This window comes from Pseudomonas sp. W5-01, from assembly GCF_046540435.1.
Classification (GTDB): domain Bacteria; phylum Pseudomonadota; class Gammaproteobacteria; order Pseudomonadales; family Pseudomonadaceae; genus Aquipseudomonas; species Aquipseudomonas graminis_B.
Genome location: NZ_JAXCIP010000002.1, coordinates 898,153 through 921,173, shown reverse-complemented (window position 1 = coordinate 921,173; position 23,021 = coordinate 898,153). Strand labels below are relative to the sequence as shown.

Annotated in this window: 24 protein-coding genes; 16 read left to right on the top strand and 8 right to left on the bottom strand. The window is 57.3% G+C overall.

The genetic code is table 11. The annotated features are described in order from the left end of the window. Nucleotides 1-128: 128 nt before the first annotated feature. A complete protein-coding gene (locus tag SLW75_RS09525; protein ID WP_410929176.1) occupies nucleotides 129-1,160 on the bottom strand; it encodes an Ldh family oxidoreductase in 1,032 nt (343 codons plus the stop codon). Between the two features lie 190 nt (nucleotides 1,161-1,350). Between SLW75_RS09525 and SLW75_RS09520 the strand changes: the two genes are divergently transcribed. After that, complete coding sequence (locus tag SLW75_RS09520; protein WP_410934301.1) at nucleotides 1,351-1,737, top strand: NAD(P)/FAD-dependent oxidoreductase; 387 nt, start codon at nucleotides 1,351-1,353, stop codon at nucleotides 1,735-1,737. Between the two features lie 25 nt (nucleotides 1,738-1,762). Here the strand turns inward: SLW75_RS09520 and SLW75_RS09515 are convergent, their stop codons facing one another. The 3 genes from SLW75_RS09515 to SLW75_RS09505 all read right to left on the bottom strand — a co-directional run bounded on the left by SLW75_RS09515 (nucleotide 1,763) and on the right by SLW75_RS09505 (nucleotide 2,963). After that, nucleotides 1,763-2,194: a GNAT family N-acetyltransferase gene (locus SLW75_RS09515; RefSeq protein WP_410934300.1), complete on the bottom strand. Its 432-nt coding sequence runs from the start codon at nucleotides 2,192-2,194 to the stop codon at nucleotides 1,763-1,765. Between the two features lie 159 nt (nucleotides 2,195-2,353). Further along, nucleotides 2,354-2,620 (bottom strand): PepSY domain-containing protein, encoded by a 267-nt coding sequence (locus tag SLW75_RS09510; protein ID WP_065991503.1) that lies wholly within the window; start codon nucleotides 2,618-2,620, stop codon nucleotides 2,354-2,356. A gap of 154 nt (nucleotides 2,621-2,774) precedes the next feature. Next, nucleotides 2,775-2,963: a hypothetical protein gene (locus SLW75_RS09505; RefSeq protein ID WP_065991502.1), complete on the bottom strand. Its 189-nt coding sequence runs from the start codon at nucleotides 2,961-2,963 to the stop codon at nucleotides 2,775-2,777. A 257-nt stretch (nucleotides 2,964-3,220) separates the two neighbouring features. Between SLW75_RS09505 and SLW75_RS09500 the strand changes: the two genes are divergently transcribed. After that, nucleotides 3,221-5,056, top strand: coding sequence for a monovalent cation:proton antiporter-2 (CPA2) family protein (locus SLW75_RS09500; protein WP_410934299.1), 1,836 nt, complete (start codon nucleotides 3,221-3,223; stop codon nucleotides 5,054-5,056). 36 nt (nucleotides 5,057-5,092) lie between these two features. On the opposite strand, the gene glp is transcribed toward SLW75_RS09500, so the two are convergent. Next, a complete protein-coding gene (glp, locus tag SLW75_RS09495; protein WP_410934298.1) occupies nucleotides 5,093-6,307 on the bottom strand; it encodes a gephyrin-like molybdotransferase Glp in 1,215 nt (404 codons plus the stop codon). A gap of 5 nt (nucleotides 6,308-6,312) precedes the next feature. After that, a complete protein-coding gene (gene moaB / locus SLW75_RS09490; RefSeq protein WP_065991499.1) occupies nucleotides 6,313-6,852 on the bottom strand; it encodes a molybdenum cofactor biosynthesis protein B in 540 nt (179 codons plus the stop codon). A 78-nt stretch (nucleotides 6,853-6,930) separates the two neighbouring features. On the opposite strand from moaB, the gene mobA reads away from it, so the two are divergent. Beyond that, complete coding sequence (gene mobA, locus SLW75_RS09485) at nucleotides 6,931-7,524, top strand: molybdenum cofactor guanylyltransferase MobA (RefSeq protein ID WP_410934297.1); 594 nt, start codon at nucleotides 6,931-6,933, stop codon at nucleotides 7,522-7,524. Nucleotides 7,525-7,608: 84 nt separating this feature from the next. Further along, nucleotides 7,609-7,833, top strand: a complete 225-nt coding sequence (locus tag SLW75_RS09480) for a YgdI/YgdR family lipoprotein (RefSeq protein ID WP_065991497.1) — start codon at nucleotides 7,609-7,611, stop codon at nucleotides 7,831-7,833. 114 nt (nucleotides 7,834-7,947) lie between these two features. Here the strand turns inward: SLW75_RS09480 and SLW75_RS09475 are convergent, their stop codons facing one another. Continuing rightward, nucleotides 7,948-8,838 carry an RluA family pseudouridine synthase gene (locus SLW75_RS09475; RefSeq protein WP_410934296.1) on the bottom strand — a complete coding sequence of 297 codons (891 nt, stop codon included), beginning with the start codon at nucleotides 8,836-8,838 and terminating at the stop codon, nucleotides 7,948-7,950. 420 nt (nucleotides 8,839-9,258) lie between these two features. Here SLW75_RS09475 and SLW75_RS09470 point away from each other — a divergent pair, with 420 nt between their 5' ends. Beyond that, entirely contained in the window at nucleotides 9,259-9,525 is a 267-nt protein-coding gene (locus SLW75_RS09470; protein WP_065991494.1) for a hypothetical protein, read from the top strand. Nucleotides 9,526-9,584: 59 nt separating this feature from the next. Here SLW75_RS09470 and SLW75_RS09465 read toward each other — a convergent pair whose 3' ends face one another. Next, the gene (locus SLW75_RS09465; RefSeq protein WP_410934295.1) at nucleotides 9,585-9,824 is read right to left on the bottom strand and encodes a glutaredoxin family protein; all 240 of its coding nucleotides are present in this window, start codon (nucleotides 9,822-9,824) and stop codon (nucleotides 9,585-9,587) included. 262 nt (nucleotides 9,825-10,086) lie between these two features. On the opposite strand from SLW75_RS09465, the gene SLW75_RS09460 reads away from it, so the two are divergent. The 11 genes from SLW75_RS09460 (at nucleotide 10,087) to SLW75_RS09410 (ending at nucleotide 22,969) form a co-directional block, all read left to right on the top strand. Beyond that, complete coding sequence (locus SLW75_RS09460) at nucleotides 10,087-10,401, top strand: YqjD family protein (RefSeq protein ID WP_065991492.1); 315 nt, start codon at nucleotides 10,087-10,089, stop codon at nucleotides 10,399-10,401. A 5-nt stretch (nucleotides 10,402-10,406) separates the two neighbouring features. Further along, complete coding sequence (locus SLW75_RS09455) at nucleotides 10,407-10,793, top strand: phage holin family protein (protein WP_065991491.1); 387 nt, start codon at nucleotides 10,407-10,409, stop codon at nucleotides 10,791-10,793. Then, complete coding sequence (locus SLW75_RS09450; protein WP_065991490.1) at nucleotides 10,790-11,131, top strand: hypothetical protein; 342 nt, start codon at nucleotides 10,790-10,792, stop codon at nucleotides 11,129-11,131. The genes SLW75_RS09455 and SLW75_RS09450 overlap by 4 nt, the downstream gene beginning before the upstream one ends. Before the next feature lie 142 nt (nucleotides 11,132-11,273). Next, nucleotides 11,274-12,437, top strand: coding sequence for an EAL domain-containing protein (locus tag SLW75_RS09445; protein WP_410934294.1), 1,164 nt, complete (start codon nucleotides 11,274-11,276; stop codon nucleotides 12,435-12,437). Nucleotides 12,438-12,532: 95 nt separating this feature from the next. Further along, nucleotides 12,533-13,864, top strand: coding sequence for a deoxyguanosinetriphosphate triphosphohydrolase (locus SLW75_RS09440; protein WP_410934293.1), 1,332 nt, complete (start codon nucleotides 12,533-12,535; stop codon nucleotides 13,862-13,864). Between the two features lie 298 nt (nucleotides 13,865-14,162). Continuing rightward, nucleotides 14,163-14,552: a response regulator gene (locus SLW75_RS09435; protein WP_065991487.1), complete on the top strand. Its 390-nt coding sequence runs from the start codon at nucleotides 14,163-14,165 to the stop codon at nucleotides 14,550-14,552. Nucleotides 14,553-15,074: 522 nt separating this feature from the next. Continuing rightward, the gene (locus SLW75_RS09430) at nucleotides 15,075-17,201 is read left to right on the top strand and encodes a hypothetical protein (protein WP_410934292.1); all 2,127 of its coding nucleotides are present in this window, start codon (nucleotides 15,075-15,077) and stop codon (nucleotides 17,199-17,201) included. A gap of 9 nt (nucleotides 17,202-17,210) precedes the next feature. Beyond that, the gene (locus SLW75_RS09425; protein WP_410934291.1) at nucleotides 17,211-19,361 is read left to right on the top strand and encodes a hypothetical protein; all 2,151 of its coding nucleotides are present in this window, start codon (nucleotides 17,211-17,213) and stop codon (nucleotides 19,359-19,361) included. Next, the gene (locus SLW75_RS09420; protein ID WP_240886938.1) at nucleotides 19,342-19,896 is read left to right on the top strand and encodes a hypothetical protein; all 555 of its coding nucleotides are present in this window, start codon (nucleotides 19,342-19,344) and stop codon (nucleotides 19,894-19,896) included. The genes SLW75_RS09425 and SLW75_RS09420 overlap by 20 nt, the downstream gene beginning before the upstream one ends. Next, a complete protein-coding gene (locus SLW75_RS09415) occupies nucleotides 19,889-21,337 on the top strand; it encodes a hypothetical protein (RefSeq protein ID WP_410934290.1) in 1,449 nt (482 codons plus the stop codon). Before SLW75_RS09420 ends, SLW75_RS09415 begins: the two co-directional genes overlap by 8 nt. A gap of 642 nt (nucleotides 21,338-21,979) precedes the next feature. Next, nucleotides 21,980-22,969 carry a hypothetical protein gene (locus tag SLW75_RS09410; protein WP_410934289.1) on the top strand — a complete coding sequence of 330 codons (990 nt, stop codon included), beginning with the start codon at nucleotides 21,980-21,982 and terminating at the stop codon, nucleotides 22,967-22,969. Nucleotides 22,970-23,021 lie beyond the last annotated feature (52 nt).

Sequence of the window (23,021 nt, the reverse complement as noted above, 5' to 3'; positions counted from 1 at the left end):
TACAGTATTTTCAACGCCCCTCGAACGCAAGTCCTGTCGCGACGAATGGTCACTCGGATAACCCCCGGCAGTGTGGACGTCCGAACCGACTTCCCCACCTTCTCAGGCACTGGATCGTAACCGGTCGCTTAAACCCGGGCGAGCGCTTCCAGCCGATCAAGATCTTCTGCGGGCAACACAATTCCATCTTTCAACGAACGCTCCCGTTGGCGATAGCGGCGATCACCCGGCATCCGCTGCTGACCAACGCCGTGCATCTGCCTGACCAGCTCTTCGCTGCGCTCGGCAAATGCCTGACCGCCGCCCTTGTCCGGATCGATAACGATGATCACCTGACCGGTCCAGGGGGTTTGCGCCCCGGGAGACTTCGACATATCAAACTCGAAGGAGAAATGGCCGCCGGTGAGCGCGGCGGACAACAGCTCCACCATCATCGACAGCGCCGATCCCTTGTAACCGCCGAAGGGAAGCAAGGCGCCGCCGTCGAGAATAGCTTTCGGGTCTTCGGTCGGCTGGCCATTGCGATCGACGCCCATCCCGGGCGGGAGCATGCGTCCCTCTCTGGCGGCAATCTGCACGTCACCATGGGCGATGGCACTGGTGGCCATATCGAAAACGATGGGCTGACCGTCGGCGCGGGGCGCGGCGAAGGCAATAGGATTGGTGCCAAACAAAGGCTTTTGCCCATCGTGGGGCACGACACAGGTCATGCTGTTGACCACGCTCAACGCCACCAGCCCCTCCTGGGCGAACGGCTCGACGTCCGGCCACAGCGCGGCAAAGTGATGAGAGTTACGAATGGCCAGAATGGCAATCCCTGCGCTTCGCGCCTTGTCCATGACCAAAGCCTTGGCCGCCTGCATCGCCGGCTGGGCAAAGCCGCCCATGGCATCAACGCGCACAAACGCTGCGCCGACGTCCTCGACCTTCGGCTCCGCCCGGCCGTCGACCCAACCCGCTGCCAGCGACGACAGATATCCCTTGATGCGGAAGACGCCATGGCTGTGGGAGCCATCGCGCTCGGCGGCCGCGCAGTTGGCGGCCAGCACGTGCGCCACCTCGGGCGAGGTGCCATGGCGCACGAAGATCTGGCGCAGCAGCTCGGTCAGATCGGCAAAGGAAATCGTCCGGGTGGTCTGGCTGTCGTGGGTTGAAGGCATCTGAAGCTCCGTTGTGATTATTGGACGTGGAAGCGAAACAGAGAAGGCAGGCGCCTGGAGACGCTCGTTCTGCAGAGTACTGCGCGGCCACAAGCGGGTAAACTGCGTGCCTCGCGCAATGGCCGCCCTGACCTCAACCGAACGAGGACCGCTCGATGGATTCGCTGACCGCTGATAGCCAGATCGTGAATTGCCACACCGTCGTCCTCGGCGCCGGCATTGTGTGCTGACGCCCATGGCGCGCGGGATTCGCCTCACCACCGGCGTCGAGTTCGCCGCACCAGACGCGCCCATCAACGAGATCCAGCTGCGCCGCTGCGAAGCCATCGCCCCAAGGCTCTATCCGTTAGGCGAGCGGCTGGACGATGAACCCAGGCTGGGTCGCCGGCCGTGTTTGCCGGACATGCGCCCGGTCATCGGGCCGGCGGCTTCCCACAAAGGGCTGTGGTTCAACTTCAGGCACGCCCACCATGGTCTGACCCTCGGCCCGGTCACAGGCCGACTGCTGGCGGAAATGATGACCGGCGCCACGCCGTTTACCGATCCGGCGCCTTACAGCCCCAAGCGGTTCGCGTAAACCGCCGCGCGCTGCACAGCGCTGATTACTCCGCCTGCAAGCGCTTCTGGAAGAACAGCCGCTGGTGCCCGGGCGGATAATCATCCAACTGGCCAAACTGCTCATAGCCGCGCTTGCGATAGAACTCGGGTGCCTGGAAATCGAAGGTGTCGAGCCACACGCCGACGCAGCCCCGTTCGCGGGCGAGGTCCTCGGCCATCGCCATCAACTGGCTGCCCATGCGCTGGCCCCTCGCCTGTTCAGGCACCACGAGCAGTTCAATGAACAGCCAGCTGTAGAGGATTCGGCCATGCAGACCACCGAGCACGGCATCGGTCTGTTCGTCGCGGACAAACAGGGCAAATTTCTCGGATTTGCCGTCGCCCGCCATGGCAGCGTTATAGGTCCTCAGTGGCTCGAGGATCTGCAGGCGTTCTTCTTCGGAGGGGTTGGACTTGAATTCGATCCGGACACTCATGCATCGCTTCCTGCTGACGTAAATGGGGAAGTGCAAGGTTGTCGGATATGCGAGGGGGAGTAAAGCTAAGAGGGGTTAAAGCGAAGAAGTGGCAACAGATTCAGTGAGGATGGATGTGGAAGCCCGGGGGCTCCCACACGCGCTCAGGCGCAGAGTCGATCAGTCTTTCTGATCGCGCAGGACATTACCGGAGGTGCCGTCGATGCGGAATTCGTACGTCAGGCTGTCCGCTTTGCGGCCTTCGCCTTCCCAGTAGCCTTTGTCGTCGGCTTCGATGCTGTAGATCTCTGTGTAGCCTGCCGACTTGGCTTTTTCGATCGCTTTTTCGATGGTGATCCAGCCAGCGCCCGGCTTGTCCGCCAAGGCGAACTGTGCAGTGGTCAGGGCAGCGGTGGCGAGAACGGCAGCGGTAAGTTTCTTGATCATGATTGAACTCCATTTCCCTTTGCGGGCTTTTTGAATGCGATTTTTTGGAGTTCCTGACCCGAAAAATAGTTCATCCGGGGTTTTGTAACCGCTTGATGCTGCCGGATAAATGCCGCCATGAAGGCCGCGTCAGCGAGGCACCGATCAGATCCGATCAGCGCTTGACCTTGCGCCGCAGCACGCCGTTGAGCACCACCACGACGACGGCGACAAAGATCGCGATGTATTGAAAGGTCTTTTCGCTGAGCACGCCGGTGTTCTGCAGATGGGAAAGGCCAAGCATGATGGCCAGAACGCTGAGGGCGATGATGATTGAGTAAATCAGACGCTGTTTGTTGGTCATTGCGGGATTCCTGAAAACCGGTCGAGATGTGGGGCGCAGTACACATATGCGGACATGGTACCTGCTCGCATCGATGCTGACACGCCCGCATCAGGGCGGCGTCGAGGCTGCGACGAAGCGTCTCGGCCGCTGATGCCCGTCACTTTCACGTGGTTTAATACGCGTACTTTCAGTCGCTTAAGCGTTTAAGGGCGGTAGGACGGGTCTGCCAACGACGCAGAATTCTCCCTCCGCACTCATTCAACAAGGAGTTCCCAATGCCCCATGAAGGCAGCCTGTTGCAGGCCGCAGTCGTGTTCCTGCTCGCCGCCGTTCTCACGGTTCCTCTGGCCAAACGCCTGCAACTGGGCGCCGTGATTGGCTACCTGATCGCGGGTGTGATCATCGGCCCGTCTTGCCTCGCCCTGATCGGCGATCCGCAAAGCGTCGCCCACATCTCCGAGCTTGGCGTGGTGCTGCTGTTGTTCATCATCGGCCTGGAGTTGTCGCCGCGACGCCTGTGGACCATGCGCAAATCGGTATTCGGTGTCGGCATGGCACAGGTGCTGCTCACGGGGGTGGTCATTGGCGCGGTCGCCTTGCTGGGCTTCAATCAGCCGCTCAACAGCGCCGTGGTGCTCGGCCTGGGGCTGGCGCTGTCGTCGACCGCCTTTGGCTTGCAGAGCCTGGCCGAACGCAAGGAGCTCAATGCGCCCCACGGTCGCCTGGCCTTCGCCATTCTGCTGTTCCAGGACATCGCGGCCATCCCGCTGATTGCGCTGGTACCGATGCTGGCGGGCGGTTCACACGATGCCGGTTCCGGCGATTCCCTGCGTCACGGCCTGCAAGTGCTCGGCGGTATCGCCATTGTCGTGGTCGGCGGTCGTTACCTGTTGCGTCCGGTGTTCCGCATCGTCGCCAAAACCAAACTGCAGGAAGTCTCCACCGCGACCGCGTTGCTGGTGGTGATCGGCACGGCGTGGCTGATGGATCTGGTGGGCGTGTCCATGGCGCTGGGGGCGTTTCTTGCTGGCCTGCTGCTGGCTGATTCCGAATACCGCCATGAGCTGGAAGCGCAGATCGAGCCGTTCAAGGGTCTGTTGCTGGGACTGTTCTTCATCAGCGTCGGCATGGGCGCCAACATCGGCCTGCTGATCAATTCGCCGTTCACCGTGCTGGGCCTGACGCTGCTGCTGATCGGCCTGAAATTGCCGCTGCTGTTTTTCGTCGGTCGTCTGGCGGGCGGCCTGGGCAAGCAAAGCGCGCTGCGCCTCGGGCTGGTCCTGGCCGCGGGCGGTGAGTTCGCTTTCGTGGTGTTCAAGATCGGCCGCGATCAGGGCCTGTTCGATGCCGCGCTGTACGACACGCTGGTGCTGACGATCACCCTGTCGATGGCGCTGACGCCGCTGTTGCTGCTGGTGATGTCGCGCTGGCTGAAACCTAAGCCGGTGGTCAAAGAAGTACCGCCCGAGTACAAGGAAATCGAATCCGACAACCCGCGTGTGGTCATCGCCGGCATGGGCCGGATGGGGCAGATCGTTGCGCGTATCCTGCGCGCCCAGAATATCCCGTTCATCGCGCTGGACACGTCGGTGGAAACCATCGAGTTCACCCGCAGTTTCGGTAATGTACCGGTGTTCTACGGCGACCCCCTGCGCCCGGAAATCCTCCGCGCCGCGAAAGTGGATCAGGCCGAATACTTCGTCATCGCCACCGACGACCCGGACACCAACATCAAGACCGCCGAACTGGTGCGCAGGTTGTATCCACACATGAAGATCATTGCCCGGGCCCGTAACCGTCAGCACGTTCACCGCCTGCTGGATCTGGACGCCGAGGCGGTGCGGGAGACGTTCTATTCAAGCCTGGAGATGACCCGCCGCACCCTGATCGGGCTGGGCCTGAGTGAAGCCCAGGCGGCTGCGCGGATTGATCGATTCAAGCGTCACGACGAACAAGTGCTGAATCGCCAGCACCTGATCTACGACGATGCCGCGAAGGTCATGCAAAGCGCGCTGGAAGCCCGGACTGAACTGTCCGAGCTGTTTGAGTCCGACCGGATGGACGAGGAAGCGAGTGATGCGCAGCCTGCGTTGAAGGCTAAAAAACAGTAGCTCCACGGGTGAGCCTTCTGAAGAAGGCTCACCTCTTCAGCCCATGACTTCGCTCAGCGGAATGAAGTTGAGCAAGTCACCCTCCGCCACCGTTGTGCCTTCCACAATCTCGATCAGCCCGTCGGCCCAGGCGGCGCTGCGCAGCACACCCGAACTCTGATTGCGGTAGGCAACCAGCCGGCCCTGTTCGAGGCGTCCGCGCAGGTACTCGCGCCGGTTGCCCGGTTTGGTCCAGGTGAATGCAGCCTGCACCTGAAACTGCAGCGGCTTGACGGCCTGCACGCCCAAGCGTCTGAGCAGGTAAGGACGGGCAAGCAGCGCGAAAGTCACCAGCGTCGAGGCGGGATTGCCCGGAAGGCCGATCACCGGCACCCCACGGAAGTGGCCGAAGGTCAGCGGCTTGCCGGGTTTGATGGCCAGTTTCCACAGGGCGATCTCGCCTTCTTCACGCAGCGCGTGGCCAAGGAAATCAGCTTCGCCGACGGACACGCCGCCCGTGGAGAGGATCAGGTCGACGTTGTTCAGGCTGCCCAGCGCCGCGCGGGTTTTCTCGAGGTTATCGGGAAGGATGCCCGCGTCGACCACCTCGCAGCCCAGCCGCGTCAGCCAGCTGCACAGCAGCACGCGATTGCTGTTGTAGATCTGCCCTGGTCCCAAAGGCTGCCCCGGCTCGATCAACTCATCGCCCGTGGACAGCACAGCGACCCGAGCGCGGCGTATGACCTGCACGTGGCCGAAACCCATGCTCGCGGCCAGGCCCAGTTCAATCGGGTTCATGACGGTGCCGGCATCCAGCACCATGTCGCCGACCGTGGTCTCCTGCCCTTTGGGGCGAATGTTCTGACCGGCGCTCAAGGGTTCGAGAAAGCGCACCGTCTCATCCGCCTGGACTTCGGCGTTCTCCTGCATCTCGACGCAATCAGCCCCTTCAGGAACCGGAGCGCCGGTGAAGATCCGCGCACAGGTCCCGGGTTGCAGTGGCTCGGGCGCGTGCCCGGCGAAGATCCGCTGGCTCACCGGCAACGGCTCGCCGGTCCAGTCCGCGACCCGCATGGCGTAACCGTCCATGGCGCTGTTGGGCCAGGGCGGCAAATCCAGCGTCGAGACCAGATCCTCGGCCAGCACGCGTCCCAGGGCATCGGCCAGTGCCACGCTTTCACGCTCGGTGATCGGCGCGGCGGCGGCGAGGTCCATCAATCGCTGCATGGCCTCTTCGACCGGCATCAGGCGACTCTTTTCAGGTGCGCTCATAAGGCTCACCCGCGGGTCGCGCAGGGTTCGGCCTTTTTCAGATGCGGCACGAAATTGCACGGGCGGAAGCTGTTGTTCAACTGGTCGGCGAGAATGCCGTCCCAGCCCGTGCGCACAGCATTGGTAGAGCCCGGCAGGCAGCAGACCAGCGTGCCGTTGGCCAGCCCGGCAAGGGCGCGGGACTGGATGGTCGAAGTGCCGATGTCGGGCAGGGAAATCTGGCGGAACAGCTCGCCGAAACCGTCCACTTGCTTGTCCAGCAGGCAGGCCACGGCTTCCGGGGTGCTGTCGCGGCCGGTGAACCCGGTGCCGCCGGTGATCAGCACGACTTGCACTTCATCATCGGCGATCCAGGTCGCCACCTGGGCGCGGATCTTGTACAGGTCATCCTTGAGCAGCACGCGCTCGATCAGGCCGTGACCAGCGGTGGTCAGGCGATCGACGAACATCTGGCCGGAGGTATCGGTTTCAAAAGTACGGGTGTCACTGACCGTCAGAACAGCAATGTTCAGGGGTACGAAAGGCGAGTCTGCCTTGGCTTTCATGGCGAGGTCCGGTTGTAGAGGAAACAGGGCGGTGTTATATCACAGCACCTGTTTTTTTCCGCGCCAACCGAGCTGAACATGACCCCTTCCGATGCCCTCCCGCCCTGCTCTATCCTGCTGCTCGCCGGCGGCCAGGGTCGCCGCATGGGCGGACGAGACAAAGGCCTGATCGCCTGGCGCGACAAGCCTTTTATCGAACATTTGCACGATCTGGTGCGCCCCCTCACGGACGATGTGATCGTGTCGTGCAACCGCAACCGCGAGCACTACGCGCGCTACGCCGACCAACTGGTGGAGGACGAGCAACAGGACTTTCCCGGCCCTTACGCGGGCATTCGCGCCGGCCTTGCCGTGGCAAAACATGACTACCTGTTGGTCATCCCCTGTGACATGCCGCTGCTGGATCGCGCGCTTCTCGAGGGCCTGCGCCAGACCGCAGCCGATAACCCCGGCGTGCCGGTGATGGTCCGCCAGGGCGAGCAGTGGGAGCCGCTGTTATGCTGCATCCCCTGCCAACACGCGAACGTGTTCGAGCAGCATTGGCGACAGGGCCAGCGCAGCCCACGCCGGACCCTGGCAGAGTTGCACGCCGTTGCCTTGCAGTGCGAAGCCGACGACCCGCGTCTGGCCAACCTCAACACGCCGGATCTATTGACCGAGATCACGCACTGAGCGCAGCGGGCAGGTTTCATGGAACTTTGCCGTTACACTCTGCGTCAGACACATCACTAAACAAAATACCCCGGAGACACAGCAATGAAACAACGGACTCTTCCTGCCGCCTTCCTGCTTGCACTGAGCCTCGCCTCCCTGGCCGGTTGCTCTTCGCCAACCGTGATCACGCTGAACGACGGCCGTGAAATCCAGGCAACCGACGAGCCGAAGTACGACGAAGATTCGGGCTTCTATGAGTTCAAGCAGCTGGACGGTAAAGAAACCCGCATCAACAAAGATCAGGTTCGTACCGTTAAAGAACTGTGATCCCGGCTTGATCGCGAGGGGTTAATAGCCCGCCGCTGAAAGCAAAAGACCCGCCAATCGAGCGGGTCTTTTTTTGTCTGGCGGATAGGGGTGGGACGGCGAAAAACCCGTGCCTCACCAGTCCAGGGTGATCCGGCTTTCGAACACCCGCTCCTGCCCGGTCACCGGGTCAACAAAGCGCAAGCCCTGGGCGAGGAGCTTCAGCGGGTGGGCGTAGTCGTCCACGGCATCCTTGAGCACGTCGGGATAGAACGGGTCGTTGCAGATGCCGGCACCCAGGGCCGCCATGTGCACGCGCAGTTGATGTTTTTTGCCGGTCACCGGATAAAGCGCGTACCGCCAGAGCCCGCCATTTTTCTCGCTGACTTCCACGCGCGTCTCGGTGTTGCTCGGCCCGTCGCCCTCTTGCATGCGAAAGAACGGTTCGCCATCGACCAGACGGCTTTTGTGCACGCGAGGAAATGCCATGTCCGGGAGCGCAGGGGCAATCGCCTCGTAGCGCTTTTCAATCTGCCGGGTTGGAAACAGCGCCTGATACGCCGAGCGCGTCTGCCTGTTGGCCGAGAACAGCACCAACCCCGCCGTGTGCCGGTCAATGCGATGCAAAGGCACCAGATCAGGATTGTCGAGGGTACGGATCAGTCGCCGCAGCAGGGTCTGCTCGACGTACTCGCCGGCGGGGGTGACGGGCAGGAAATGTGGCTTGTCGGCGACCACCAGATGCTCGTCGGCGTACAGAATCGACTCGTGCACCGGGATCGGCGTCTCGTTGGGCACCTCGCGAAAGTAATGGATGCGCAGGCCTTCGCGGTACGCAAGGTCCACGGCGATCGGCCGGCCGTCAGCGTCCAGCACCTTGCCCCGCGCGATCCGGTCGAGCCACTGCTCGCGGCTGATGGCACTGAAGCGCTCGCACAGGCAGTCGAGCACCGTCAACCAGGGTCCGGGCGGCAGATACAACGTGCTGGCTTGACGGTGGGCGGCGGTGAACACAGGTGCGGACATAAATGACTCAGGCTGAAATAACGAGGGCGACAGGGTCGGCATTATCAATGCCGGCGACGCTTTACGCGACAGGGCAAATGACGGTTTCGCGGGAGGGCTCTACTCCGAGCCCCACAGCGGCGCGCGACGTTATGTCGCACGGAAAACCGGCGCCAGTTGTCTGACAACCACAGTGCGGTGCTGGATGCGCAAATTGATTTGTCCTAAAATATTTCGAAATCGGCACGCAGGCGCGAATCCGAGCGGACACGAACACCCACGTGACTGAAATCGAAAACGCCTGCCAGACCTGAACCCATAAAAAGAAAGCCCGTCATCGACGGGCTTTTTTCGTTTTCAGCGTTTGTATCGCGCGTCGGGCGTCACTGCACGACGTGCTGCCACCACAGATTTCTTTTCGCAACTTTTGAGGTTACGCCCATGCTGGTTCAATTCTTCCAATGGATCAAACGTCTCTCCACCGGTACGTCATCGCAGAACGATGACAACTACTCCCAGTCCTTTTCCAACGAAGACCACGACGTGGGTCGCTGGACGTTCATGTCGGTGTTCATCGTGCTCACCCTGAGCCTGTACATCGTCGCCGGCCTTGGCTACTACGCCAAAGTCCACGTCTGGGACGGCATGACCGACGAGCAGAAAGCCGCTGTCGCTCAAGCCATGGTGGTCGACACGCAATACCTCTGATACGCGACATTTCTGAAGCCAGCGATAACGCGCGGTCCTGTGCCCTGATCGCGTGGGCGTCAGTCGCTCAGAAACAGCACGACCTGATCGGTGTCGAACGGCCAGTCCAGTTCGGCACCGGTGTCCGCCCGCCTCAGCACGGGAATTCGCAGGCTGTAGGTTTCGTGGTCCGCCTCGCTGTCGGCAATGTCGACCAGCTCCACCATCAAGCCGTGCTCAACCAGCGGCATCAGTTCCGCTTCGGCCACCTCGCACAGATGACACCCCAACGTTCCAAATAGCTGACATTCCGGTGGCATGGCTCGGCCCCTCTGTGGCTGCGATTGCAAGGGTTTGGATGAGTCAGTCTAGAACTCCCCGGAAACACCGTCGAGCCTGCCCATGCGCCCAGACCTCCCTCCACGCGCCTGCCCACACTGGCGCGCAACCCTCGGCGGGCGCACCGGAACGGCGCAGAAAACGCCTTGGCCGAAACGGCAGTGCTGTTCACGCGATTGGAATGAACCTTCAGGAATGCGCCATACTCGAAACCCCATATCGTCATCCCCTAAGGAGAAAACCATGGCTCGACCTACAGCAGAAAAAGCCCAGGACATATTGATGTCTGACTTCCAGACGCTGGTTGCCGATACGGAAAAACTGCTGGCGCACACGGCCTCCCTGGCCGGTGAACAGGCTGACGAACTGCGTGAGCAGATTCGCGAAAGCCTGCTCCGTGCACGCGAGACCCTCAAGCTGACCGAAGAAACCCTGCGCGCACGCGGCAAGGAAGCGGTCATCGTCACTGAGGACTATGTTCAGAACAATCCATGGCAATCGGTAGGCATCGCAGCTGGCGTCGGCTTTCTGCTGGGCCTGCTGGCCACCCGGCGCTAACGGCCATGACGCAGCCGACAGGTCCAACCGGGACCGATCAATCCTCTTCGCCACGACGGCTGGGTGCGGCCTTTCTAGGGCTGCTGCACACCCATGTCGAGCTCTTCGGCATCGAGCTTCAGGAACAGAAAGCCCGTACGGTCAGGCTGTTGCTGTTCGCAGGCCTGGCGCTGGTTTTCGCGTTGCTGCTGCTCATCGGCCTGTCCGCGCTGTTGCTGGTTCTCGTCTGGGACAGCTATCGCCTTTACGGGATCGTCGGCCTGTGCGGGCTGTACACCCTGGCGGCATTGTTCTGCGCCATGCGGCTTAAGGCGGCTGTGTTCGATGAGTCTTCACCCTTCCATTCGACCCTGGAAGAACTGGCCAACGACCGCGAGCGACTGATGCCATGAGTGCACCTCAATTGCCCCAGACCCATAACCGTCGCGAGCTGCGCAAGGCGCTGATCCGCCTGCGCATGGAAATGCACCGTCAGGAGATCCGTCAGGAATCCTCGCGATTGATGCACCCTTTGCAACGCATGCGCGGCATGGCCTCCGACCTCCCCGGCTCCCTCGGCATCAAGCATGGGCCGCTGTGGGGCGTCGGTGCCGTCACCCTGCTCGGGTTCCTCACCGGCAAGGGCACGCGCAGCAAAAAGACCGGCAGTGTCACCCGCCTGATCAAGTTCAGCGCAACCGTGTTGCCATTGATTAAGATGGCACTGCAGAACTCGTCCCGCCGTCGCTAAAAGCCTTCTGGCTGCATTCTTGCTAAGCAACCCCGCCTTGCCCGATACGCGTATCGGGTGAGGTGACGGTGCTTGTCAGACGAGAACACTCAGCCAATCCGTCGCCAACACCACTCCAATCAACCGCCGCTAAGGAGGCCCCGTGTTCGATGGGCAACCGCTCGCCTGTTTCCAGCCGTTCATCGACACCGCGACCGGGCGCATCGCCGGCGTAGAAGCCCTGGGCCGTCTGCGCCAGGCAGACGGCAGCCTGCAATCGGTCGGCGCGCTGTTCACGGACCCACGGCGCCCGGCGGTGCAATTGCGTCGGCTGGACCGTCAGGTTCGCGACAATGCCTTGAGCCGCTTTCACGATGCGCCGAGCGACTGGTTCCTGAGCCTGAACATCTCCCCGCGCTGGATCAGCCGCCTGCGCGCCGACGAATCGCCGCCCAGCCTGAAGCAGCTGCAGACCTACGGCATTCCCGCGGAACGGATCGTTTTCGAAATCACCGAATTGAGCGGCGATGGCCAGCGCCTGAACGAGGTGGTCGCCCGCTACCGCGACGCCGGCGCGCGCATTGCCATCGATGATTTCGGCGCCGGCTATTCGCAGCTGGACCGGGTACTGGCGTTGCAGCCCGACATCCTCAAGCTCGACATGCGCCTGTTTCAGGCCGCAGCGCGGGGCGGCCCGAGCAGCGATGTGGTCAAGGCCCTCGCGCAGATGGCGGAGAAAACCGGGTGCTGGATCATCGCCGAAGGGGTCGAGACCGAAGCCGAGCTGGACTTCGCCCTCGAATGCGGCTCGCGCTACGTCCAGGGCTATCTGTTCGCCCCGGCGCAGCTGGATTTCTTTAATGCCAATGCATTTGTCGACCGCTTCGCCGCCCTGCGTGATCGTTACGTGATGAAGAAAGTCGGTGAGCGCGAACGGCTGATGACCCTGCGCCGCCAACTCACGCAGTTGATGTCCCGCCTGCAGAGCTGGGCCGAGGGCAACGCGCCGCTGAGTGATTTGCCCCAGGTCACTGACTTTCCGTGGCTGCTGCGCTTTTACCAGTGCGACCGCCATGGCACGCAGCTCACGCCGAATCTGGAATGGCGCAACGGCGCGTGGGCCGCGGACGCCCGGTATCTGGGCCATAACTGGTCGTGGCGTCCCTATTTCTATCACCTGCTGGCCGAGGGCTGGCACGAGCGGCGCCTGACACTGTCGAGTACCTACCGGGACGCCACCAGCAATCAGTATTGCCTGACGGCCGGACAATTCTTCGACAACGGCGAGCGGCTGTTGCTGATCGATGTCGACGCAGCAGGGTTTTGATGACGCTTTTTGACCCCGCATCGGCGATCTTGTGCTTGCAGCGTGCGGGGCGAACCGGGAAGCTAGCGCGGTAATCACCCGACGGAGTACCGGCCTTGGATTGGCAAACCCTGCTCACCCGCGAGCGCCTTGGCAAAACCCTGCACAGCCCTGAGGAACTGGGCCGCAGTCCGTTCCACAAGGATCACGACCGCATCATTTTCTCCGGCGCCTTTCGCCGTCTTGGCCGCAAGACCCAGGTTCACCCGGTCACCAGCAACGACCACATTCACACGCGCCTGACCCATTCGCTGGAGGTCAGCTGCGTCGGCCGCTCGCTGGGCATGCGCGTCGGCGAAACCCTGCGCAGCGCCCTGCCCGACTGGTGTGACCCCAGCGATCTGGGCATGGTCGTGCAATCGGCCTGTCTGGCCCACGACATCGGTAACCCGCCGTTCGGCCACTCCGGTGAAGACGCCATTCGCAACTGGTTCAAACAGGCCGCCGGCCGCGGCTGGCTCGACGCGATGAGCGAAGTCGAGCGCAATGACTTTCTCAATTTCGAAGGCAATGCCCAAGGCTTCCGCGTGTTGACTCAGCTGGAGTACCACCAGTTCGAGGGCGGCACGCGGCTGACCTACGCGACCCTCGGCACCTACCTGAAATACCCGTGGACGGCGCGTCACGCCGACTCGCTGGGCTACAAGAAACACAAATTCGGCTGCTACCAGAGCGAGCTGCCGATCCTCGAGCAAATCGCCGGCAAGCTCGGTCTGCCGCAGATCGAGGATCAACGCTGGGCCCGGCATCCGCTGGTGTACCTGATGGAGGCCGCCGACGACATCTGCTACGCGCTGATCGATCTCGAAGACGGCCTGGAAATGGAGTTGCTCACCTACGACGAAGTGGAGTCGCTGTTGCTGGGCCTGGTGGGCGATGACCTGCCGGAAACCTACCGCCAGTTGGGCCCCAATGACTCCCGTCGTCGCAAGCTGGCGATTCTGCGCGGCAAGGCCATCGAGCACCTGACCAACGCCGCCGCCCGCGCGTTCGTCGAACAGCAGGACGCACTGCTGGCCGGCACGCTGCAGGGTGATCTGGTCGAACACATGCACGGGCCGGCCAAGCGCTGCGTGCTCAACGCCAAGGACATGGCGCGCAAGAAGATCTTCCAGGACAAGCGCAAGACGCTGCACGAAATCGGCGCCTACACCACGCTGGAAATCTTGCTGAACGCCTTCTGCGGCGCGGCGCTGGAACAGTTCGGCGGGCATGAGCCGTCGTTCAAGGGCCGGCGCATTCTCGATCTGCTGGGCAATAACGCGCCCGACCCGAGCTGGCCGTTGCACACGTCCTTTCTCAGGGTCATCGACTTCATTGCCGGCATGACCGACAGCTACGCCAGCGAAATGGCCCGTGAGATGACCGGCCACTCCAATCCCGCCTAGGGCTGCCCGCCAGCCGTGGCGCCCTTCCTAGGACGCTTGCCAAAGCCCGAATACGTACCGGTATTCGGGCTTTTCTCGTTGAGGCTTCAGGCAACCCAACAGCAACTTCGGACATTTCCTACGCAACCGTCGGAATGCCCTTATCGCTGGTCATACATCGCTGCCGAATAATCCGCGCCATTCCGAGCCTTGGGACAACCCGACCCATTACCTCCCGGAGACACCGCCCGCCCTGCGAGCGCGCCGCCGGCCCGCCTTCAAACGGCGGCGCTCATTTCCCCTACGTCTGGAACCGCCGATGTTCACGAAAGATTTCCGAATCCTGTTGGTTGAGGATCATCCGTTTCAGTTGATTGCCTTGCAGATTCTGCTGAACAACCACGGCCTGTACCGTGTCACGCCAGCGCTCAATGCCAGCGAAGCACTCGGCGCCATGGAGCGCAGCGCCGAGCCCTATGACCTGCTGCTCTGTGACCAGCGTCTGCCAGGCATGTGTGGCCTGGAGCTGATTCAGACGGCGAACCAGCGCGGGTTGGTCCAGCGCGCCGTGCTGCTCAGCGGCCTGGACGCGGATCCGCTGGCGAACCTTGAGTCCGAGGCCAGGGCGCTGGGCCTGCCACTGCTGGGGTGCCTGAGTAAGCCGCTTAACACCCTCGAGCTGATCAGCCTGCTGTCCGCACCCGCTTAAGGTTGCCTGCATGGCAGCCTTTTTTGGATATATCGGGCAAGAATACAGACCGCTGCCCAGCGCCTATTGCCAAAGCGCCGTTGATATCGTTGAACCGACATCTTTAAGCAGGTAGGCAAAGTTTCGGGATTATGTAGGGTTATTCCGATTCGCAATAAACGCGCGCACTTAAATGCATATCGATTGATGGTAAATGCTGTTACGTATTAAACATTCATGACCGCTGCGTGTATCCACGTACGCACATACGCTTATTTCTGTAGGAACATTCCTATATAGCGCTTCGGGCATGATCTCTTCGTGTGCGCCTCTGAACATCTGGGATAAGGTGCGCGCTTTCTTGCCACCCGTTATGGATTGATCATGAACTCCGTTGGTTTTGTGGACTGCAAGATTGACATCAAAATATTTTCCCCAATCTTATCAAGTAGTTAGTAAAAACCATTGGTTTATTTGACACCAGCGATTTGACACCGCTAAAGCTGCAGCTAGCATCCAAATACTGTTCAGGAGGATTACGACGTGTATACATTCGAAATTACCTCGACCCAGATACTGTTTCGTGCGACGTGGCTCAACAAGAAAGGCTTCAGGGAAACCTCCTGCCCTAGGCCTCCGTTCATGACGCTCGAACGGTTGATGCTGATTTGTGAACATACGATGGAGATGTGCCAGAGAGGTACACGTTTTACCGCCACTCATTTTTTTACGATTTTCAAGCATGTCGTGCGCTTTGCTACGCAAAACAAGTCTGACTTTCCGGCGCCAGGCCATTCAGATTGGAAGATATTTATTCACGAACATTTTATTTTTCATCTGTCCCACCCAGAAAAGCTCAGCGGAACTGGTGATAAAGAGAGGGTTAGCATGCAAGCTCAGTGGAGGCATGCGCATGACTTTTACGAACGGCTGAAGCAGAAGCAGATCGTTCCTTACAACATAGATATCCCTCGCATTCGCAAACTCAATCATCTAGACGAACTTGGCAGCGAAGACATCCTCGATTCAGTTCAGGAGACTTTTTCGACAATGGGAAGCGCCAACGAATTCTGGCCAAAGACTTTCCTAATTGACAAAGACCTAAACACACCCGCTGATGAATTCTTGTCCAATCTACAGAGCCAGCTAGTGCGGAGATCGGAGGGGATTATTTCCGCATGCCAAGGTTATTGGGACAAGGTTGTAGACTGCCAAGCAATCGGAGCGGGTCTAATCGAGTCTATATCAAAGGACAAGCTGTTAGATGTCTTGGGCTCGGGAGTCTTCCAGGAAAGCGGCGTACACCTTGCACACCCGGACAGTCCTGAGGGGCTAGCTTGGTTCCTAGCAGTCACTGATTACTGTTTCCAGGAATCGCACGAGCTTGAGTTCATCTCTTATGAACTGATGACTGAAATTCCATTCTTCAGACAGATTTGTAACAACCCGAATCTTCTGGCCCGAATGACTGATCGAATCAAAGCCGTTGCGGGTGAGAATGGCGCTCCATTGACCCGGGTAAACGAAACGCTGAATCGATTATTAGGCCATATCTCCGCTAGAGACTGCGCAGCTGCAGCGGCGATAATCATAGCGGACAATCCAAAATTTACACCCACTGCTCTGAGGGAAGCCGACTACTTGTCCGCTGACGACAAACCGTTCCATCACTTCAATAGCGAATTAGGGTGCATGATGTGGAGCGTTAGCAAACCACGGGCTCGTGGCCGGAAGGTTTCTGCGTTATCGCCGCGCAGCGCAAAAGTCTATGCCCAAGTGGTTCGAGCCACGCTGAAATCCCGATGGAAACTCATGTCAAAGGGCGATCCAAACTACAGAAAGCTCTTTCTTACTTCGACCTTTAAGTGGGTCGGCATGAGCACCGCCATCGGCTCAGCTTTTGCTGGGGAGTTGGGCATCAGTTTGTTCGACGCCCTCGAAGCCGAATTGGTAGCTGCCGGGGTCTCTAAAAAAAGCTTCGGGTTGAAGCGTATCCGGGGCGCCCAAGGAATGATCGCCTTTCTTAAAGAAGGCACATACCAATCAGTTGCAAACACGCTAGGCAATTCCATTGCCGTCGTGAAGTCACACTACGTGCCGTCATGGCTTAAACGCAGGTGGAATGTACGGATACTGAGGATCTTTCAAACCAAACTCGTTGTTCTGGCCACCCAAACCAAGCCCTGGGCGGTCGCAGCTTCTGATTTCCTCAACAAGGAAGATCTGTTTAAGTTTGTGATCAACGCTGCTCACGCCGCTGAGGGTAGAGATCCCATCTCGATCAGCCTGCGGCGTTATGCTACCCAGCTCACAGAGGATGCTGCTGAGTTCGTCATCGAACCACTTCTGCTTCACAAAATGATGCTGAAGCTAGATGCTAATGTTTTTGCAGCTATCTTTATGTTCGCAGAAATGCATTCGTCACCGTTATCAACTGAAGAGTGGTGCGACGACCTCATATCTGGTCTTTCGGCTGACTCCATAGTCACTCTATCCCGTCTTTTGCATGCAGCTTATGAAGCTAGTATTGAAGAGACGAAGCTTAGTCCTGCTTTACAAAGTATCACCGGTTTTTCCTTGCCTAAATTTCAAGTTACCTACTTGGAAGCGCTGCAGATCAAAGCAAAATTGTCTAGTAAAATATCTTCAGCCGAAGTGCTAGCAGCGTAGGAAGCTATCATGGCTATCAATCATTCAAAACAGGACGCTTCGCGGGCTCTTTACGCGTCCCTGATTGATCAAGCCCGTCAAAGTTTGACTGGCTCGCTAGATTTCAAGTCCAGCTGGCTGATCGATGGAGGAATTGGGTCGCACCAATGGAAGGTGCTATGCGATGATAAAAAAGTGGAAACTATCAACTTTGCACAACCGTTGGCAAATTTGACATCGCTTACAGACCCTGAAAACATATTTTTGCTTGAGTGCATACAGAAACAGTCTTTTAATCTGCGGCAGGGGTATTTGAACAAGCGCCTCAACTATGCCGTTTGGCTGAAGCATGTACATGCTTATTTCAACATCGCGAGCTGGTTGGTTCTGAACAATGACCAGTACAGACCTCAGACAATGGGGTTCAAGCTACTTGATGAAAATGCATGCAGAGTGCTTTGCGATGATTATAGCAATGGCGGCTGGGCATCAGTTCTGCAGTTTAAGGATCGATTATGCGATCACTGTTGCGCGTTAATTGGCGAGCCTTATGAAGGCGGCATGCTATCCGGCCGTCAAATCGGCAAGATTATTGTATACCTCAAGATGCACCGGCTATATATCAGCAACGACAGCAGTGAGCCCAATTCAGAAGGTCTGGTCTCCAGAGTCTACCTTGCCAACGCTTTAGGGACTCACCCGTCTGCATTTCTACATATGTCCATAAGGTCGTTCCTGCGACAGTTCGAGATATCGCTACAGGGGCCGATTTTGACCGAGGCGAAGACTCGCAAGGCCAAGTACAACTCACACAGAACGCCTACAGCATACGAACCTGACCATGAGAAGGTCGCTCAGAAAAGCTTGAAGCAATTTCTCATATGCCTCAAGTCGCTTTCAGCAGGCCACGATTTGCTGCCAGACAGCATGCCTAGCTTCGTACTGAACGTGAATGGGCAGCTGAACAAATCAGACTCCAAAGCGAACGGGCACACCCGCAAAATCCCCTACTCCATAGGCATGCATGCGCTCGATAAAAGCATAGAGTGGGTTATGGTCTATGGTAGTGCGATTGTTGATGCTACGGTAGAACTGGTCAGCGGGTTCAACAACGAGGAATTTATCCAGCGTGTGACTGAGCGCTACATGACTGAGGAAAAGCAGCGACTTTTCGAAAATGTTATACCCGAATACAATACCGCAGGTTTCGAAGACCTAACTTCGGCGGCACTCACAGAAGCGTTAGGGATCAAGAAACTTATAGGGAGGTCGTATAAAGATAGCTCTTTTGGAAATATGAGTTTCATGGTCGCATTGGAGTGCCTTATTGCTTCATGCGCCCTAGTGATTGGGTTTACGAAGCCTATACGTATAGAGGAGCTATCTCAAATCACACGAGATTCTCTGAGCTACCAGACAGATGGTGGCGGCGCGTTCCTCACTCATCCGGTTTTGAAAACGCACCTGCCGATTCCTCCCAATATCCGCCTCCCAATTCCCTACGTTGCTTCGAGAGCGATTCAACTGCTTGGCTCACTGGGCAGCCGGCTGAAGCTCATCTACGGCGACACGACTCCCCACTCGAACGATTTATTCTACTTTCCATCAGCGAAGGGCTTCAGGCGTCCGACGGGTAAGACCACGTCTGTTCGTATTGATGCTGCTATTCGACTATTCTGTGACATCATCGAAATACCTGTCGATAATCAAGGCCGCCGCTGGTATATCAAAGTGCATGAGATGCGAAAATTCTTCATTTTATCTATGCACAGTCACGAGCACATATCCTCAGACGATGCCTTGAGAATGCAAGCGGGGCATTCAAAAAAGGAATACTTGTTCGATTACCTTAGTGGTGACGTCCCTGAAGAAGAGGTCATGAAATACGGTATTGAATGCATTGAGGATAAGCTGATTAAATTTGAACTCGGGTTCGTTTCTGGACGCGAGGCCAAAGGCGTGGCGGCTCTTTATAAGCACACACTAACCTCATTACGCATCTCCTCACTGAAGTCAAAAAACAGTTACGAATTCCATCAATTTCTACGAACACTCCTTGTCAACAAGCAGTTGCTAATTTCAGTCTACACTATAAGACTGACTACATACTCGAACGAGATTATCGATACTGAATTTGCTTTGAAGTACGGAGAAGCACAGGATGAGAACTTCAACAATTGATAACATAAACAACCGGTTCGTGTGGCTTAAAGGCGTACTAGCTGGGGAAATCGCTATTTCAGAAAGCGACCAAAAAAAACTATCCGACATGAGAACATTCTGCGAGCTAGAAATCTCTGGAATGTTTGGGCGAGTCAGCTATAACACTCTGAAGACCAGCTGCTTACGCAATGCGATACCTGGCGTCTCATTTGATGAAAGCACTCAATGGGATCAAATTATATACCTACGCAAAATGATTCATGAGACCTATTCAAAGGCTAAACCCGCAGCTAAGAATGTTTTAAAACCAAGCGAGAAACTTCAGATCAATGCGGCGCTCAATCAAGCACAACTTACTTCAATTGCATATTTAGAGATGTTCAGATTCCTTAAAGGTATGCTTGAAGCCGAGACTGTCCTACCCGATGCAGTAAAGCAGCAAATCAGTAACTACCTGTACGAGTCCAGCCAGAAATTTGAGGACATTACTTCGTTCGACCCCGCGCCCCATAAGAAATGGAGCATAATTCAGGGAGGTAAAACAGATGACTAATTTTCAACTTTACAATTCTGGCATGACGTTTGAGATGCCTTGGAGCGTGCGCCGACCGAAATATAATGCTCCGGCAAAGTTATCCAAACGAACGCTCGCGAATCAGGTCTACATGTACTGGCCAAACGGGGTTCCTTGTACGCCAATAAACTTATGGCTGCAACTTATAACTTTTAAATCAACTGGAGAATCCGCAACAACCTTCGCCATACACATGACGCATTTGATACGCTACTGCTTCCAGCACTCCACGCAGTTGCTTGAGATAGATGACAAGTTTCTATGTGATTTTGCAAAAGATCTTGGGCAAGTGAAGAAACTGAAAAATGCGGCGCTTTCGGACAAACGAAATCCAAACCACATTGGGTATACCATTAGACGGGCGCTAGATTTTCTCATCTGGTATCAGATGAACCTTCGCCTAGCCTCTCAGCCAAAGTTGATAGGTGTCTTGGGCACCGGAGCCCAAGTCACGATCGAGTGGAGGACGGGAAGCCGAGGCCAGCCTGTCCTCCATCATCCCGCCATACCCACCAAACGCCCGCCTGTGGGCGACAAAAAACCGATGCCTGATGACTTTATCGGGAAGCTCCTCGACACGATCGACTCGTTGAGATATCACTCGACCACTGCCCCATCGTCTCAAGCCAACAAGGTAAAACAAGACGCTATTGCGAGATCTTTATATCTTTACAGCCGAAGGCTGATAACTGTGAAACTGACTAAGTTGACTGGGCTACGACCAGATGAGCTCAATACCATCCCACTGGATTTGAACCTAAATCCTATCGAAAAACGTCGTTTGTTTATCCCTACGTTGAAAACTCGGGAATCTTCTCCACCGATCCGAGAGTTCCCATTGAGCCTAGAAGACGCAATTGATGTGTCTACGTACCTTCAGGATAGAGAAGCATTCCTGCAGCATTTCAACCGGGAAGCGACGTCTAGCGGGGCATTTCTTCTTGGACAAAATGGGGAGTCCATTGAAACACGATCGTTAGCCCGCGACTTTCGCAGGGTTTGTGAGCATGCAGGCCTTCGGAACGTACAGGTCTGCCTATCGATGTTCAGACATAGGTTCATCACGACCCAGATAGCGTATGAGATAAGGCTAGAGCTAGGTAGGGCAGTGGCGCAAAAAGACTTGTGGCAAGAGGCTGTGCAGAGAAGAATTTTAGCCAAGGTCGCCAAGCTCACTGGGCACCGTGATCCCATGTCACTGAAACATTACTTCGATGAGGCATACGCTCAGGCCGTCTCAAGGTCACAGGACAGGACGCCCACTCAAAAATCTGAGCTTATCGCGAAGATGGAGGGATCAATAGAGCGTGTCTCCAGACATCCTGAGATCAATGATAATCCTGAGCTACTGCGGGAAGTCGCCATGATGGAGAAGTATCTTAGAGATCTCAAAGCCTCCGGAAGTGCTGGCGAGGACTAATTCTACTGCTGAGCCTGGTCATCCCGTAGTACAGGTCGGAGCTCGACGCCCGTTATGGCCTAGCTGTTTTGCTCAACCGTATGGAAAATCTCGATCCTAGGCTAGACGCGGAGGATCACAAACGCCGCAACTACTCTCTCCCACCACTCCTTCTTGCGCGTGCCCCTACGGGGATAGGCTGTCGTGAACCAAGCCTTGGCGAAACCTACGTCTTGGCCTCCGGGCTTCCATCCTGCACGTCCGCGCGCTCCGCTTGCCGATGGCTATCTCGACACACGAGCCTGTGTGCGCTTGGGGTAAAACCCTAAGAAATTCAGGGGTTTCGGAGTCCGCGATCAAGCCCCAGCTGTCTACACGGGGCCAGATTTACCTCTGCACGGGCTTTCTTCAAGTGCGTTTCACTCAAAAGAGTATGCTCATAAGATACTGTTTTTCCGTCGGAAACTTGCTCGCCAGCACCTTTGTCAGCTTGCCCCCCCTGCCCTCCTCGTCTTTATTTCCCCCTATACCTAGAGAGAAATCCAGATGACCAAATCATCATCACCTTCCCGCCAAGATTCCCAATGTACTGACCTCGCTCGCTTCAAGATGGTTAGGTGGCTCCCTTGCGACAAGCCGCCTGCAGCAGGGGCAAGCAAATGCATGGCAGTTATCTCTGACGACGATCTTGACCCGCGCTTGGACGACCTGCTTAAGCATGCTCTTGCGCTGGGTGCCCTCTCCTCCGTGAAGCTGATTGCCGTCGAGGATACACAGCTCTATGTGCTTCTTGAGAGCTCGGTATCAAGCAGCAGTTTTCCCGCTGTCGAGTCCCTCTGGCAACAGGTCACGAACAAGCATGACGATCAGATTTGGTCTTTGGCGTTTTCAAATGTCAGTGAAGTTCTGAGCGGCCATTCCGATTACGCCAACTGGGCGTACGCAAAGCAGATTATTGCAGGGTTGATCGATGCCGAACTCGCGATGTCCCAAGCACCCAGCCCTTGGGACGTGTCGACGCCTGCACCCGCCATTGGCGAAACCTTTCCGTACTTGCCTAAGCGAGTGCGCGACACTTTCTTACTCAGCGCAGTCAGCGACGTTCACTACATGGATAGTCGCGCCCGGAGAGCCTTCAACGACGAGAATGACATCGATGGCGAAGAGTCATTTGTTGTACCGGAAGCTAAATCAACGGAAGCCCTGCGCGAGCGCTGCATCCACGAGCTGTTGAACGCCGGCGTTAGGCCCCTAGAGCTTCGGCAGATGAAGGTTGGCCTTGGGTCTGAAATTAATGTCCCGATCTTCAAAGCACGCATTGGCGAAGGCCGTGACTCAAATCGAATCCTGAGCTTGAGTAGGGACGCCGAACAGACCCTGTCCAAGTATATTTCAGCCGCTCGACTTTCCGAGGGTCATTACCTGTTTCCATCTACAGGTAGCCCAAGCGATGAAATGAGCAATCGTGGATTCCGAAAGGTACTGGGCTCATGGCGTGTGGTTTCTGTTCGGAACGCCGATGACCAGTTGGCCAAGATCACGAAGTCTCAACGCTCACTTCTGGCTGACGCAGGCACAATCGAATGGCTGATAGGACATGTATATCAAGGCTTGCTGCAGCATTATCTTAAAGACGCGAAACCCGCACCATGATCTATTCCCGCCTGCTTTATACCGAGCATGAGCAACCTCACAACGACGATGG